The 15,260-nt window shown below is 41.4% G+C and carries 13 protein-coding genes; 4 read left to right on the plus strand and 9 right to left on the minus strand.

The genetic code is table 11. The features are described 5' to 3' along the window. Positions 1-66: 66 nt before the first annotated feature. From BC751_RS16530 to BC751_RS16555, 6 genes are all read right to left on the minus strand, one after another. Complete coding sequence (locus BC751_RS16530) at positions 67-1,272, minus strand: IS256 family transposase (protein ID WP_130274032.1); 1,206 nt, start codon at positions 1,270-1,272, stop codon at positions 67-69. 427 nt (positions 1,273-1,699) lie between these two features. After that, positions 1,700-2,578: an IS3 family transposase gene (locus tag BC751_RS16535; RefSeq protein ID WP_165389788.1), complete on the minus strand. Its 879-nt coding sequence runs from the start codon at positions 2,576-2,578 to the stop codon at positions 1,700-1,702. Continuing rightward, positions 2,575-2,955: a transposase gene (locus tag BC751_RS16540; RefSeq protein WP_130275476.1), complete on the minus strand. Its 381-nt coding sequence runs from the start codon at positions 2,953-2,955 to the stop codon at positions 2,575-2,577. The genes BC751_RS16535 and BC751_RS16540 overlap by 4 nt, the downstream gene beginning before the upstream one ends. 94 nt (positions 2,956-3,049) lie before the next feature. Continuing rightward, entirely contained in the window at positions 3,050-3,748 is a 699-nt protein-coding gene (locus BC751_RS16545; RefSeq protein ID WP_130276614.1) for an ABC transporter ATP-binding protein, read from the minus strand. 178 nt (positions 3,749-3,926) lie between these two features. Further along, positions 3,927-4,739 (minus strand): glucose 1-dehydrogenase, encoded by an 813-nt coding sequence (locus tag BC751_RS16550; protein ID WP_130276615.1) that lies wholly within the window; start codon positions 4,737-4,739, stop codon positions 3,927-3,929. 172 nt (positions 4,740-4,911) lie between these two features. Continuing rightward, the gene (locus tag BC751_RS16555) at positions 4,912-6,162 is read right to left on the minus strand and encodes an efflux RND transporter periplasmic adaptor subunit (protein ID WP_130276616.1); all 1,251 of its coding nucleotides are present in this window, start codon (positions 6,160-6,162) and stop codon (positions 4,912-4,914) included. Positions 6,163-6,524: 362 nt separating this feature from the next. Between BC751_RS16555 and BC751_RS16560 the strand changes: the two genes are divergently transcribed. Genes BC751_RS16560 through BC751_RS16570 form a run of 3 tightly spaced genes read left to right on the plus strand, consistent with a single transcriptional unit; the run spans position 6,525 to position 9,861 of the window. Next, positions 6,525-7,913, plus strand: a complete 1,389-nt coding sequence (locus BC751_RS16560) for a sigma-54-dependent transcriptional regulator (RefSeq protein ID WP_130276617.1) — start codon at positions 6,525-6,527, stop codon at positions 7,911-7,913. After that, a complete protein-coding gene (locus BC751_RS16565; protein WP_130276618.1) occupies positions 7,903-9,258 on the plus strand; it encodes a sensor histidine kinase in 1,356 nt (451 codons plus the stop codon). Before BC751_RS16560 ends, BC751_RS16565 begins: the two co-directional genes overlap by 11 nt. Positions 9,259-9,309: 51 nt before the next feature. Then, positions 9,310-9,861, plus strand: coding sequence for a GNAT family N-acetyltransferase (locus BC751_RS16570; RefSeq protein WP_130276619.1), 552 nt, complete (start codon positions 9,310-9,312; stop codon positions 9,859-9,861). Between the two features lie 55 nt (positions 9,862-9,916). Here the strand turns inward: BC751_RS16570 and BC751_RS16575 are convergent, their stop codons facing one another. From BC751_RS16575 to BC751_RS16585, 3 genes are all read right to left on the minus strand, one after another. Beyond that, the gene (locus tag BC751_RS16575) at positions 9,917-11,641 is read right to left on the minus strand and encodes a tetratricopeptide repeat protein (protein ID WP_242617506.1); all 1,725 of its coding nucleotides are present in this window, start codon (positions 11,639-11,641) and stop codon (positions 9,917-9,919) included. 263 nt (positions 11,642-11,904) lie between these two features. Then, entirely contained in the window at positions 11,905-12,975 is a 1,071-nt protein-coding gene (locus tag BC751_RS16580; RefSeq protein WP_242617507.1) for a class I SAM-dependent methyltransferase, read from the minus strand. A gap of 7 nt (positions 12,976-12,982) precedes the next feature. Beyond that, a complete protein-coding gene (locus BC751_RS16585; RefSeq protein ID WP_130276621.1) occupies positions 12,983-13,513 on the minus strand; it encodes a hypothetical protein in 531 nt (176 codons plus the stop codon). Between the two features lie 329 nt (positions 13,514-13,842). On the opposite strand from BC751_RS16585, the gene BC751_RS16590 reads away from it, so the two are divergent. Beyond that, entirely contained in the window at positions 13,843-15,135 is a 1,293-nt protein-coding gene (locus BC751_RS16590) for a hypothetical protein (protein WP_130276622.1), read from the plus strand. Positions 15,136-15,260 lie beyond the last annotated feature (125 nt).

Genomic DNA, 15,260 nt, shown 5'->3' on the forward strand with positions numbered 1-15,260 from the left:
CCTTCTTGATTTTTCTTTTGGACACTATCCCGATAAGTGTGTAAACTTCAAATTATGGTTTTATTGTCAGGTATCAAGAAGCCTGACCCTATCACCAAATATAAGCAGGAAACTGTTAAGAATAGCTCCCCAGTCTCTGATAGGCATAGTCCATTTTTTCGATGCTTCTCTTGCAGCCAGGAAAACAGACTTCATTACGGCATCATCTGTCGGGAAAGAGAGCTTGTTTTTGGTGTATTTTCTGATCTTTCCATTGAGATTTTCAATCAGGTTGGTGGTATAGATGATTTTACGGATTTCAGCCGGGTAATCGAAGAAAACGGTGAGTTCATCCCAGTTGTCCCTCCAGCTTTTGATGGCATAAGCGTATTTGGATTCCCATTTTTTGGCAAAATCGTTCAGGGCAGCCCAAGCAGCATCTTTTGTAGGGGCGGTATAAATTTCCTTCATATCCCTTGTAAACGCCCTGCGGTCTTTCCATGCGACATATCTACATGCGTTTCTGATCTGGTGGACGACACATATCTGAGTGACTGATTGGGGGAATGAAGCTTTTATCGTATCAGTAAACCCGTTCAGGTTGTCAGTTGCCGTTATGAGAATATCTTCAACCCCTCTGGCTTTCAGGTCGGTGAGTACCCCCATCCAGAAAGCCGAAGATTCATTCTTGCCAAGCCAAAGGCCTAGGATCTCTTTAAGGCCGTTAGTTCTGAGGCCAACGGCAATATAAACGGTCTTGTTGACCACTTTGGAGTTCTCCCTGACTTTGAAGGATATACCATCCATCCAAACGATCAGGTATACAGGGTCAAGCGGCCTGTTTCTCCATGCAACAATATCCTCCGCTACGGCACCGGTAACCCTTGAGATGGTGGAGGAGGAAACATTGATGTCATAAAGCTCCCGGATCTGTTCTTCGATGTCCTGGTTTGACATTCCCTTGGCATACATGGAAATGATCACGTTTTCAACGCCCTCCGCCATGCTTCTGCGTTTGGGCACAAGGGCAGGCTCAAAGCTGCCGTCCCTGTCTCTTGGGACTCTGATTTCAGCTTCCCCAAATGTGTTTTTTATTGTTTTGGTGGAATAGCCGTTCCTTGAATTGGGATTATCGGAATTCTGATGCTTTTCATAGCCAAGATGGGCATCCAGCTCGCCTTCAAGCATTTTCTCAACGGCTCTTTTCTGAAGCTGTTGAAGGAAGGAATTAAGCTCCCCGGCAGTCCTGAACTGCTTGAGGAAGTCATCATTTAGGAGATCTTCTTTTTTCATTTTTGTAATCTGTGTGTTATAAAGGTAAGAAATTGTCCACACACAGACCGGGGGGCGCCTACCGCGGGTTCCTCAAATTCCCTGTGCGATTTCTTCTAAATCACACAGAGAATTTCGAGGTTTAACTTTAACTTCGTAAGTAGTGAAACCAACTTACACAGTTTGTGTCATAGTCCCTTCTTTTGTAATTACCTCTTCTGAAATGACATGGTACAACTTGTCCGCCAAGGGGGATGGTACTTACAAATTTTCATTCCGAAATCCGACTTTTAACTTCCGCATTAGTCTTGTTTCTTGTCTCTTGTTTCTCTGTCACGTCCTGATTTTACTTGACACTTTTTTCTTTGTTTTTTCTTTTATTTTCAATCCTCTTAAATGCCCTAGAGCCCAAGTAAGGAGACCTGTCAAGGCCGGAGCGAAGCGACGTTTATATAGCCTTGACAGGTCTCTGTCTTGGGCTACTTTTGCGTTTGAGAGATGAAAACACTGTTAGTCCCTCATGTACCTCAATCGGCTTCTTCATATTTAATGAACAATGTGGCCTCTTTTCATTGTAGGCCCATACTCCATGCCTTACTGCTGCAAACGCTTCTTTGAGATTCTTAAACCTGTCCCCAAGTTTATATTCAATCTTCAGAATCCCGTTAACCCGCTCTGCCATTGCATTATCATAGCAATTCCCTGCTTCTCCCATACTGGACTTTATACCTTCCTTTTCCAGTAATTCAGTATAAATCTTACTGCAATACTGAAAGCCCCTATCTGAGTGATGAACAATGCCTTCTGTTGACGGACATTGTTCTATCGCCATTTTTAAGGCTTCTACAGCACATTTTGACTCAAGCGTATTCCCCAAATACCATCCTACTATCTTCCTGCTGTATGCATCGGTAATAAGATACAGGTACCTGAAGGAATCCCCGACACGGATATAGGTTATGTCCGAAACCCAGGCCTGATGGGCAGTGGTCCAGACATTGCCATTGAACAGATCCTCATATTTACTGTAGCGCATAAATGACTGCGTTGTAACAACATACTTCCTCTTGCGCTTGACCAGCAAGCCTTCAGAACGCAACAACTCAAAGAGCCTGTCCCTTCCTATGCTGATCTCCAACCTCACCGCATCTTCTCTGATCAACTCCTGAAGCTTTCTTGTGCCCATCATCGGATGCGTCCTCCGGTAATCCCGGACAAGCTCCAATACCAGGTCGTATTGCGCTTCCTCCTTCAACTTGGAGTCCATCCAACCATAATATGCTGACCTACTGTAACCAAAGTAAGTACAACCGGACTTAACGCTCACTTCTTCAGGCCTTTTTGAAACAGTCCGTTGCCAAAGTTTTTTTTTAAATCCGTCTTGTATTCATCATTTGAAACATCTATCAGCGTCTCAAGCATCTTGTTGGCAACTATCGAATCGGCCAAGGCAAGTTTTAACCTCTTGTTCTCCTCTTCCAGTTCCTTAAGTCTTCTCTTCTCATCCATAGTCTCTATTCTAACCCTTTTGTTCAACAAATGATCCCTGCCAAAGGACCTGACCCACCTCTGGATCGTCTCCGCTCCTCTAATATCATACTTCTTTTGAAGATAAGAATAGGAACTTCCATTTTCCAGCTCCTCTACTACTTGCTTCTTGAAGCTAATACTGTACCTGTTAAATTCCCGAACCGTTTTTGTCATTTTTTTCCTGTTTTTAGTTTGACTTAATCTGTCAAGCTATTTCAGGACGTGACACTCATTTCTTATTTCTCAAGTCTCGCTTCTCGCTTCTCATCTAAATATGAAATTGCTCCCTGATATTTTCCGTCACCACCTTCCCATCAAAGAGATTGATAATCCTATGCGCATAATTGGCATCATGGGGCGAGTGGGTTACCATCACAATGGTAGTACCTTCATTGTTCAATTCCTCCAGAAGCCGCATTACCTCTTCCCCATTGGCGGAATCCAGGTTACCTGTAGGTTCATCTGCCAAAATCACAGAAGGCTTCGCTACGATTGCTCGGGCTATAGCCACCCTCTGCTGTTGACCACCGGAAAGCTGCTGTGGGAAATGGTCCCTTCTGTGCATAATATTCATCCTGGTAAGGACTTCTTCCACCCTTCTTTTTCTTTCATCGGCTGGAGTTTTTAAATACAGCAAGGGAAGTTCCACATTTTCAAATACTGTCAGCTCATCGATCAGGTTAAAGCTCTGAAAGACAAAACCAATATTACCCTTCCTCAGTTGAGAGCGCTGCCTCTCAGAAAATCTTGCAACTTCCTGGTCAAGAAAATGGTATTGACCTGCTTCGGGGTTGTCCAAAAGTCCGATGATATTTAACAATGTGGATTTACCACATCCTGAAGGCCCCATGATGGCCACAAATTCACCCTTTTTGATTTCGATATTGATATCGTCCAAAGCGGTGGTCTCTACCTCTTCTGTGGTGTAAAGCTTTTTGAGATTAACTGTCTTGATGATATTTTCCATAGGTATGCTGAAATTTGTCAAATGTTAAAATTTACCTGTGATTGCTAAGGCCAATCGTATGCCATAAAGAAAAAGGCCATTAATCAATTATACAGGCCATTTTTTACTTTTTCACTCAAAATTTCCGAACATTTTCGTCCGCGCACGGACAAACAAAAAATATATTTTGAGTTTTTTGTTATTCTCCCATCGGTTCAGGTTTAGCTTCGGCTCCAGCCAAAATGCCCCCATCTACGTTCAACTCAATTCCGGTCACATATTTGGACTCCACTGAGGCAAGATACAAAGCTGCATATGCCACATCTTCCGGTTGGCCAAAATGTCCCATCGGAATACCTTTTTCAACGGAGGCTATGATCAGGTCCCTGACTTCCCCCTCCCCTAACATTACATCCCACATGGGAGTCATGATGGCGGCAGGGTGGATAGAATTACACCTTATGTGGTAACCTTTTTCGGCACAATGTAAAGCTACCGACTTGGTATGGTTTCTGACAGCAGCTTTGCTTGCCGCATAGGCAGCTGCTCCCGGGATTCCCACAATGCCGCTCCTGGATGAAATGTTGATGATACTTCCCCCTCCTTTTCTTTTCATCCAATCGATGGCATATTTGCAGCCCAACATGCTTCCATTAAGATTGACTGCCATGACTTCTGTCCAGGAATCGAGATCCACCATTTCTGCATCATGGGGGCCATTGGTCTCCAAAAATCCGGTGATACCGGCATTATTAACCAAAACATCCAGTCCTCCAAATTCAGTAATTATAATTTTGGACATGTCCTTCCATTCATGCTCATATTTAACATTCAAATGGAAATAATAGGCCCTTTCCCCCAATTCGGCAACCAAAACCTTACCTTTGGTATCTAAAATATCGGTTACAATGACTACAGCTCCTTCCTGATGAAATTTTCTGGCAATGGCTGCTCCAATACCTCTTGCGGCACCGGTAATCAAGGCAATTTTATTTTCAAGTCTCTTGTTCATAAAGCAGTAGTAGATTAAAGTTAAAAGGATTGAAACAGGCCAGATATTGGTCCCTTTTCCTAATTGATGAAAACCAACCCTGTACAGTTGCATCGATGAAAAAAAAACCGATGGAAAATCCATCGGTCTAATTTTTAACCCGTTTGCTGAAAAATACTAAAATTCCAGTTTCTCATTTAAGATTCAGCACCTCATTTTTCCCAAAATTCTCATAGCCGCTGACGATTACCTTTTCCCCCGGCTTCAATCCATCAATGACTTCGTAGAATTCGGGATTTTTCCGGCCTAAGCGAATCTCTCTTTTTTCCGCTTTTCCTGATTGCTGGTTTACGACAAAGACCCAATTCCCTCCTGTATCTTTATAAAATCCTCCTGTCGGCAATAATACAGCCTGCTGGCTTTCACCCAATTCCAACCTGATCCTGACAGTTTGCCCCCTTCTTATTCCATTGGGTATTTCACCGGTAAAAGCCATATCCACTTCAAACCTTCCTGCAGTCACATTGGGATAAATTTTAAAAATCTCAACTTCATAACTCCCTCCCGAAAAATTAAATGTTCCTTTTAAGCCAGTGTATACTCTGGGAAGGTACAATTCATCGATCTGAACCCTCACCTTGAACTTATCCAAAATATCTATTTGACCAAACCTTTGCCCCGGTGTAATAGATTGACCCACTTCAATTTGTTCGGTTGAAAGCTGTCCTGAAATCGGTGCCCTTACCGCCAAATTATCCAAAATATGACCCACTCCATCCAAAGACTGGTTCATCCTTCTTTCTGAATCCGACAGTTGCTTTTTTTGGATTGCACGGGACATGGAATCATTTCTGTAGGCTTCATAAGTCAACCTTCTCCGTTTGACGTTATATTCGTACTGTTCCCTTACCTCCTCGAACTCCCTGTCTGAAACCAGTTTTTTGGTATGCAGTTCCCTGAACCTTTCGTATTGGGGCTTAAGTAAACTGATCTGATAATCAATTTCTGCCAATTGGGCCTGTTGGTTGAGGTCATTTTGGTCCAATTGCAACCTCACTTGCCTCAGGTTGTTGATCTGGAAATACAATCCGGATTCCCTTTCCATGACTTCGAGTTGGAGTTTGGAATTGGAAAGCAACAGTATGGTATCACCACGGTTTACCAAAGCTCCTGACTCTCTCACAATCTGCTGGATATTTCCTCCTTCCAAAGCATCCAAATAAAATACCTCCCCAGGTTCAATGGTGCCACTTACTGGAATATAATCAGTAAACTCTCCTTCCTTAACCGTAGCAATGGTGATTCGTTCCATATTGACATTCATGGAAGACCTGGAGTCTGCAAAAAACAATTGATAGCTTATAAACCCCACTAACAAAACTCCTCCTGCGACTAAAGCGATACGTTTGGGAGTCCAGGTCTTTTTCTCAATTTTTCTGTCCATTATCCGTGAATCATTTTTTTCTGAATAATTATTTGCCAATAGTATGCCATGCCTAAAAAGCCTGAAATCTGGCTGATTCCCCGTTTTTTGTATTCTTTCCTAAAAAATTCCGTACAAAATCGTCCGCCAGCGAACAAAGCCATGCAACTCTACCGAACAGATTTCCATCTAACAGCCAAACGCATTTAAACAAAAATAAGCCAGCAATTAAAGAAAAAGGCGTTTTTGGCAAAACGAGTTGGGTACAGTTGATTTAGGAACGGGTTTTGGGAGAATATTTTGTACAAAGTACCAAGTGCAGGTAACAGCAATTGCTTTGATTGCCATGATGTTAAGAAATTTCAATAAATTAGAAGATACTCATGAAAGAACAAAAAACCGGCAAAATCCTAATTGTAGATGACAATGAAGATTTATTGAAGGCAGCAAAGATTTTTTTGAAAAGGCACTTTGCACAGGTGGATACAGAGACCAACCCTGGGCTATTACCCATATTGATGGTCAATGAACAATATGATGTGATCATGCTGGACATGAACTTCACCAAAGACGTCAGCAGTGGACAGGAAGGATTTTATTGGTTGGACAGGATTCTTGAAATAGATTCTTCGGCAGTAGTCGTGCTTATCACTGCTTATGGAGATGTGAATACTGCGGTAAAAGCCATCAAAGAAGGGGCTACGGATTTTGTCCTCAAACCATGGGAAAACGAAAAACTCCTTGCAACGCTCAATGCTGCCCTTCAATTGCGGCAATCCAAGATGGAAGTCAATCTGTTGAAAAACCAGCAACAGCAGTTTTTTGAAGATATGGACAGCAAATTCAAAGACATCATAGGTCAAAGCCCGGCCATGATAAAAGTCTTTGAAACCATTGAAAGAGTTGCCGCCACAGATGCCAATGTGCTGATCTTGGGTGAAAATGGTACAGGAAAAGAATTGATCGCCCGTGCCATCCATAGAAACTCCAAAAGGCATAGGGAAGCATTTGTAGGTGTTGATTTAGGTTCGATCACTTCCACCCTATTTGAAAGTGAGTTGTTTGGACACAAAAAAGGTGCATTTACCGATGCCAAGGAAGACCGCGCAGGCAGGTTTGAGCAGGCTCATAAAGGGTCCCTCTTTCTAGACGAAATAGGAAATCTCCCATTGGCCCTGCAATCAAAACTTTTGGCGGCCCTTCAAAACCGGGAAGTAACGAGAGTAGGTGGCAATAAACCCATTCCGGTAAATATCCGCCTGATCTCTGCTACCAACATGCCTGTCCATAACATGGTCTTTGAAAACAAATTCCGGCAAGACCTGCTGTACCGAATCAATACCATAGAAATCACTTTGCCTTCATTAAGGGACAGATTGGAAGACATTCCGCTTTTGGCCAACCATTTCATTGACATTTATTCCAAAAAATACAACAAGGAAATCAGGAAAGCAGGGGAAGCGCTTATCAAAAGAATGCAGAAATACCATTGGCCGGGGAATATCAGAGAACTGCAGCATAGTATTGAAAGGGCAGTCATCATGACAACCCACGGCGTACTACAGCCTGAAGACCTTTTCACACAGAAACACATGATACCTGAAAAACAGGAAGAAACCGTTTCTTTGGATCATTTGAATATAGAGGATGTAGAGAAAATACTTATCCGTAAAGCACTCCATAAGCACAATGGACATATCACGCGTGCAGCGGAAGAATTAGGATTGACCAGGTCATCTTTGTACAGAAGATTGGAAAGATATGGTCTTTAAATCTTTTGCACTAGGTGTCCTTTTAAGGGTTGTTCTGATTGTATCAGCAGCTGTTCTTGGTGCATTTTTGTATATTCAATATGAATCCACCTTGTATGGCCTCCTTTTTATTTGGATTTTGGCCTTGCTTTCGTTTAACCTCATTTCCTATACCACGGTCACTAATAGGAAAATCAGCCGCTTTTTGGAATCGATCCGCTATTCTGATTTTTCATCCTCTTTTACCAAAGACAGCAATTTGGGAAAGTCTTTCAGAGAAATGAACCTTTCCTTCAATGAGGTAATTGAGGCTTTCAAAAAAACCCGGGCACAGAAAGAAGAACAGATGTTGTTTCTCCAGATCATGATCCAACATATCAATACCGGTATCATCTCTTTCGATAGCAAAGGGAAAATAGGAGTAATCAACGGGGCTGCCAAGCAACTTTTACAGATTCCCCAGTTTAAAGACATCCATGACCTTGGGAAATTGTCCAAAAATTTATTGGAGGAGGTGCTAAAACTTAAACCGGGAGGTTCCTTCGCGATAAAAATCAATAATGAGCTTCATCTGAATGTTCAATCTGCTGCATTTAAAATGGAAGGACAAAGTTGGACCCTTTTATCTTTCCAAAACATCAAATCAGAATTGCAAAAGAATGAATTGGAAGCCTGGCAGAACCTGACCAAGGTGCTGAGGCATGAAATCATGAATTCCATGACCCCCATCGCAAGTTTGGCCAGTTCTCTGGGAGTTATTTTGGAGGAAGATGTAAAGGAAAGTGATGAAGGTGAGTTATCTCTTGACAAAGAGAGCTTTTTGGATCTTTCGGAAGGCCTGGAAACCATCTCGAAAAGAAGCAATGGCCTGGTCGATTTTGTCAATGCCTACAGGGACTATACCAATATCCCACAGCCTGATTTAAAAGTGTTTCTTGTCAAACCCTTATTTGAAAATATCCGGGTACTATTAAAAGAGGAGCTCGCAAAGTCCCAAATCCAGCTTGTCTGTGACCTTACCCCATTGGATCTTGAGGTTATTGGTGACCAGGATTTGATCCAGATGATTTTGATCAATTTGGTCAAAAACGGTAAAGAGGCCATGGAAAAAGCCTCTGATAGGAGAATCATCTTAAAAGCCGGCTTAGATGTTCATTCTCATCCCTTTATCCAGGTAATTGATCATGGAGAAGGCATTGTTCCAGAAGCCCTGGAAAGGATATTTGTACCTTTTTATACCACTAAAAAATCAGGTTCTGGTATCGGACTGGCCATTTCAAGGCAGATCATGAACCTGCACAAAGGAAGTTTGGAGGTGCATTCAGAACCAGGAAAAAAGACAGTATTTACTTTGCTTTTTAAATGAAATTTAAAAATTCTTTGCCTACTTTTTGAGGACCATTAAAACTATAGAAAAATGGAATCGGTAATGTTCCAAACTGCCAGTAATGAAGCAGATCTTTTGGGTATTCTGGAACTTCAATCAGAAAACCACCTTGAGCAGATTTCTTCACCAGAAGAAGGATTTGTTACTGTAAAACATGATCTTCAACTGCTTAAAAAAATGAATGATTTGGCTCCTCATGTCATTGCAAAAGATAGGGAAAAAGTGGTAGCTTATGTTTTGGCCATGACGCCAGCTTCAAAGGAAGATATTCCTGTCCTAATTCCCATGTTTGAGCAATTCAATGTTTTGACATACCAAGAAAAGTCACTTTCCTCTTGGAATTACCTGGTGGTTGGGCAGGTCTGTGTAGGTAAAAATTACAGGGGCAAGGGAATATTTGACAAAATGTATCAGTACTACAAATCCACTTACGAAAGGGTATTTGATTTTGCAGTCACAGAAATAGCCCTCAATAATCCAAGATCGATCCGGGCCCATCAAAAGCTTGGATTCAGAGAAATCCATCAGTACAAGGATGCTTTGCCCATGGATTGGAGTATTGTATTGTGGGATTGGAAATAAGATCAAATTCCCAATCCCTAATTTTTTCTGACAATGCGTTTCCTGGTGCCATTACTCATTTGATCCTTGATGATACTAGGGAAATATCAGCTGTACGCCAGGCAGAAGTAAATCGTTTTTTTACCTCACTTGCCTCCATTGTCTTTCCTGACTTTTCAAGTGCCAGCATCAATCCATAATATGCCCATCCATTGTTCGGATACTCTTCTAAGTCTTTTCTGAAAACTGATTCAGCATTCTGATATTTTCCTGCGTCTAAAAGCACAGCCCCCAAATGATGGCGCGTGGACAAAAACCAATCAGGGGGTTCGTTGTACAATAATTGATCCTCAAGTGTTGATGCTTCCGCAAGTTTGGCAATGGCTTCATCATATCGGTTTTTACTGGCCAAGATTTCCCCTTCAAGGATTAATGTTGCAATTTCGAGAATGGATTGGAGTGAATTGATTCCCCAAATACTGGCATCTCCAAGCTGATCACTATCAGTTATTTTCTGCAATTTTTGGAGTTCGGATTCTGATGATTCCAAATCCCCTTTGCCCAAATAAGCCATTCCTAAAGCATAATGCCTGATTCCTTCCTGATAAACCGTCCCTTTTTCCCATAAATCCAATTTCAATATCTCATCCCAAAGGCCAAATTTCACACGGACGAAATAAGGAATTGTAGAAAAATGCTGGATAACTTCCAAGCCTTCCTCTTCCATGAGCCCAAGTTCCAAATGGTCGTATAGTCTATCCGCGGCAAAAACGGCCCATTTGCTATTTCCTTCCAAAATGGCTGTTCCGGCCATAAAGTGATAATTGTGCGGGAAATAGGCTAAGGGATAAGTTCCCTGTGCTTTACAGGTCTCAATGTAAATGCTGTCTACTTTGGCTGCCCTGAGATTAGAGAGGGTTCCTTCATGATAATTTCCTGTTCGGATATAAATATGGGATGGCATATGGACCAAATGGCCCGCCATTGGAGTAAGTCCTTGGTCAAATTTTCTAGCAGAATTTAGCCCACGTTCAGGATTTTTTGATCCTTCCACCGCATGAATGTAAAGGTGGTGGGCCCCTGGATGTTCAGGGTGTTTGGCCAATATTTCTTCCAAAATCTCCAAAATCAGATTGGTATTTCCTTTGGGATTGCCGGCTTTATCCCAAAGATCCCAGGGTTGAAGATCCATTAATGCTTCTGCATATATTGTCCCTGCGTCAGGGTCATCAGGATAATTTCCCCATACCTTTCCCATCGCCTCGGCAAAAGCCTCATCCAATTCTGTTCTGTCTTCTCTGGCCTCTGCCACATACCTTTTATCCATGGCCATAATAAAGGCAGCTTCTTTGGCTGAAACCAGATGCAGCTTTGACTTGGCTTTTTGAATAGCCGCAAAAGCCAATGCATAATGCTCAGGTTCCATTCCGGCATTATAATTGGGTCCCAAAACATAAGCCTGACCCCAGTAAGCCATTGCAAAATCCGGATCCAAAGTTGCCGCATATTGAAAAGAACGCTCAGCCTCTGCGTGATTGAAACCATAGGCCAACAAAAGCCCTTGATTGAAATATTTCCTTGCCTCATCATTGCCGGTTGAAACCGGGAAGTCCAAAAGATCCATTCCCGCCATAAATGGAGCCTTTCCTTCGGAAAAATCCCATTTCATTCCGGCAGGAACAAAACAAAGACTCATGGCCTGTTGAAATGGATCTTTTTCAGAAACAACTTCCTGAATGGGTTTTTGACAGGAAAATACAATGCACATCAAACCACATGTAATCAGAATATTTTTGTCCATAGTGTGTTTTAGTCAAATTTTAATTACCACTCTATACCTAACTCATGAACTGACCTGATTGAAGTGAAATCTTCACAATAACCCTAACAGGATATACCAAAACAGTGAAAAACCAAAGATGAAAAAATAAGACAATACATTGGCTATCATAAAATTACAAACAAAAATAAGCTTTCAATTCATATTAGGAGAATCTTTTTAATCAGATCCAAACCATTTCATTTTCTCCTTACCTCATAAAAATTAAATGGCGAAAGGATTTTTCAGTTTTTGCTGACAACAAAATAACAGTTCATCAAGTCATGTGGCAGGCGATTTTCAGTCACTTTATTGAATCCAGCCTGTTTAAGCATTCTTTTGGCCTGTTCAGTACCCCACATCGTTCCCAATCCCATCCCCCCTTGTGCCAAGGAAACAGTAGTGCAATGAAGCGTGGATATACTATAAAGCAATCTTCCAAAAGGATGATCGAGGTTGTTATAGACTTTTTCAGAAGCATCTATATCCTGCATCAGAAATACCCCATTGTCCTTTAGGCAATTATAAATGGCCTTCAAGACCAAATCCGGCCTTGCTTGATCATGTATGGCATCAAAAGCCGTTACGAGGTCAAACTCAGCATCCAGTCTAAAAGAGGTCAAATCCGCTTGATGAAAAAACACGTTTCTAAGTCCCATTTCTTCGGCACTTTTTCTGGCTTTTTCTATTGGCTCTTTGCAGAGGTCTATCCCAAGGAATACTGAATTTGGAAACTTTTCCCCTAATTGATTCAATGCCCTACCTGAGCCACAACCGATATCCAAAACCGAAATTCCTTTTTCCAATTTTTGGTTGATTCCCGGAATCAAAGGAAGAATATGGTCGAATAAAGCTCCAATAATGGTCTGCCCACTTTCTTCAGCCATGACTTCATGGAACCTTCCATACTCGGAATAAGGAACCCCTCCCCCATTTTTGAAGCAATGGATTACTTGTTGTTCCACACCGGCAATCACCGGTATATACTGGGCAAACAAGGCAATATTATCCCCAGGGAATTTTCTGCTCAAGACCAGGGCATGTTCCATAGGCAAATGGTAATAAGTAGATGTATCATCCACAAAAATGATTTTACCAACAACCATGGCATTCAGCCACTCCCGCACATAACGCTCATGTAGGCCGGAAAGATTGGCAATATCTTGGGAAGTAGCAGGCTCCAAACCCGCCAATACATCAAATAATCCTGTCTGATGACCAATCGAAATCATAATGCTCATAGCACCTTGGTTGATCATTTCAATAAGGGACCCGGCAAAGCCTTCAGCTTTGACCGGGTCTATTTCACAGGCCATGCACATGTTATTTCTTCAGATGGATTTTAAGATTAATCTTAAACACACCCGAGTTTTCTCCGATATAACTCATCTCCCATGACCAATCCAGTTCCAATTCATTTACTGAAATTCTCTTGATATTGAAGTAATAGCCGTTATCTCTCAAATCAAGGGAATTCAAGTGTAAAACGCTTCCTGAATTCTGTAATTTCCAAATTCCTGTGACCCTTTCACCTTCAACTTGTGCGGCAAACAACTCTTGGGGGGTTAACAGCAGTAGAGGCTCATAAATATCTATAGGACCCATGATGGTATATCTCAGGTATTCCTCAGCCGCCCCAACAGCAGTAGCTGTGTTGCTTCTTAATACCTGCACACCAAAATCTTCCAAAGATTTTTCTTCTCCATTGACTGTGAGGGTTAAAAACTGCTCACCGGATGCTTTCCATTCGCCCAAAAACGGATTCATTGGGGGAAGGGCTTCTTCAGAATTACATGCCCCTAATCCAAGCAGGAGCAACAAAAAACACAATGGTTTGAAAATTAAATTTTTCATGAAGTAAATAATTAGTTGGTTTAAAATAGTTCGTTCAGAAAATCATTTAAGATATTCTAATCATGATGATGGTGCATTAAAAAAGAAAGTTGCATGGTATTGATAAAACCACATGAAAATGTGATACAAAACAACCTCAAGTACCATTTCTACCACGCCCAAAATCTAATCCACAGAAATACAATCAAGCAAAAATCTTTAAAAATCAGATAATTCCAGTTACTACATAAAAGGGGGAAAACAAATTCTTTGAGCAACTCTCCTCGAAGAATCCCAATCATCCGGATAATTCAAAAATTTATCCGAATAATAACAAAAAATCTCTCTTTATGAAAAAAGCAAGTCTTATTGTCTTATTAGGCATTTCTTCCTTTTGTCTTTCCTGCATGGGGGAATTGACTGACAACTTTCCAAATCCACCTGCACCACTACCTATTGGAAGCCCAACTGAGATAGGAGTTCCAATAGGTGAAGCCATCATTCAGGAAATAAGTACTGAAGGCGGAAGTATGGAACTTGCCAATCGCAAAGTAAAATTACTTTTCCCTTCGGGTACCTTCTCACAAACCACAAATGTTAAAGTTCAAGCCATCACACAAACTTTAGAACAGGCAGTTGGAATTTCTTTTGACTTGGAACTGAGCGGAAATACACTTAGGAAACCAGTCGAAGTGATTTACACCTATTCCGAAGAGGATCTTGCTGGTACAGGACCGGATTTTATTCATTTGGCCCGACAGGATAGCAATAGAATCTGGAAATCCATCCGAAATCTTGAAAACAATAAAGTCAGTAAAACTATAAAAGGAAGGATTTCCTATCCAGGCAGGTGGTCATTCTTTGCTTCTGCAATGATTAAACCGGGAAGGAAAAACTTAGGAATATCCCAAAGCCAGGATTTGGAAATTGTGGGATACGAATACGAACTCAGCCTAAGAACTGATCTTAAAAACAGTGACCTTTTGGCGCCTTTGGTACCTCCTGTTAGAATTCAAAACAGTTTGGTAAGTGAATGGCTGATTGATGGAAAAAAGAGCGGCATCCAGCCTGAACGGGGAACACTTGGATTTTTGAACAATAATTTATCCTTTGCTAAGTACACCGCTCCTGCCATAGTCCCGGACCAACCTAATATTATGGTCTCTGCTGAACTTTTTCTGGGTAAGGAAAAATTCCTTCTTCTTTCCCATCTGACCATTGAAAATAAAAACCGGTTTGAAGTTGGCCCTTATGCTTACAGCAATGCAGAAGTATTGATTGGAAGAGCGGGAAATGTACTGACCATCAACATGCTGAAGTCAAGCAACAATAACTATGATGCCTCTTTGGCATTTTTGATTCCTGGATTTAATGGAAAAGGCACTTACAATTTCTCAGCCCTTGTAAAAGGAGGTATTGAAATCATCAATGCATCCAAAAGCTTCAATAGCATCGCTTTCGACGAAAACTTAGAACCTTATTTTGATGGGAGAATAGTAATCACTGAAAGTAGTGATACTTCAGGCGGAACCATTGAAGGAACCATGTCCGGAATTTTATATGAAAGAAGGGAATCAAACAATAGTGTAAGTTATGTTCCTCATAATTTTCAAGCTTCCTTTTCCGGCATTTTGAGCAACTAAGGCGATTGAATATTCACATGAAGGGGTTATTAAATTTTAGCAAATAGAACTCATACCCCTTATTATCAATAATTTAGATTAATTGCTCATCCGCATTTTAACCCAAACATGCGATAGACGGAATC

Origin of the sequence: Cecembia calidifontis (genome assembly GCF_004216715.1) — a bacterium.
GTDB lineage: Bacteria > Bacteroidota > Bacteroidia > Cytophagales > Cyclobacteriaceae > Cecembia_A > Cecembia_A calidifontis.

Coding starts and splice junctions, on each gene's coding strand:
- BC751_RS16575 (WP_242617506.1), bottom strand. CDS start 11,641: ATGGACAAAAATATTCTGATTACATGTGGTTTGATGTGCATTGTATTT.
- BC751_RS16580 (WP_242617507.1), bottom strand. CDS start 12,975: ATGGCCTGTGAAATAGACCCGGTCAAAGCTGAAGGCTTTGCCGGGTCC.
- BC751_RS16530 (WP_130274032.1), bottom strand. CDS start 1,272: ATGAAAAAAGAAGATCTCCTAAATGATGACTTCCTCAAGCAGTTCAGG.
- BC751_RS16585 (WP_130276621.1), bottom strand. CDS start 13,513: ATGAAAAATTTAATTTTCAAACCATTGTGTTTTTTGTTGCTCCTGCTT.
- BC751_RS16560 (WP_130276617.1), top strand. CDS start 6,525: ATGAAAGAACAAAAAACCGGCAAAATCCTAATTGTAGATGACAATGAA.
- BC751_RS16540 (WP_130275476.1), bottom strand. CDS start 2,955: ATGACAAAAACGGTTCGGGAATTTAACAGGTACAGTATTAGCTTCAAG.
- BC751_RS16570 (WP_130276619.1), top strand. CDS start 9,310: ATGGAATCGGTAATGTTCCAAACTGCCAGTAATGAAGCAGATCTTTTG.
- BC751_RS16555 (WP_130276616.1), bottom strand. CDS start 6,162: ATGGACAGAAAAATTGAGAAAAAGACCTGGACTCCCAAACGTATCGCT.
- BC751_RS16590 (WP_130276622.1), top strand. CDS start 13,843: ATGAAAAAAGCAAGTCTTATTGTCTTATTAGGCATTTCTTCCTTTTGT.
- BC751_RS16565 (WP_130276618.1), top strand. CDS start 7,903: ATGGTCTTTAAATCTTTTGCACTAGGTGTCCTTTTAAGGGTTGTTCTG.
- BC751_RS16545 (WP_130276614.1), bottom strand. CDS start 3,748: ATGGAAAATATCATCAAGACAGTTAATCTCAAAAAGCTTTACACCACA.
- BC751_RS16550 (WP_130276615.1), bottom strand. CDS start 4,739: ATGAACAAGAGACTTGAAAATAAAATTGCCTTGATTACCGGTGCCGCA.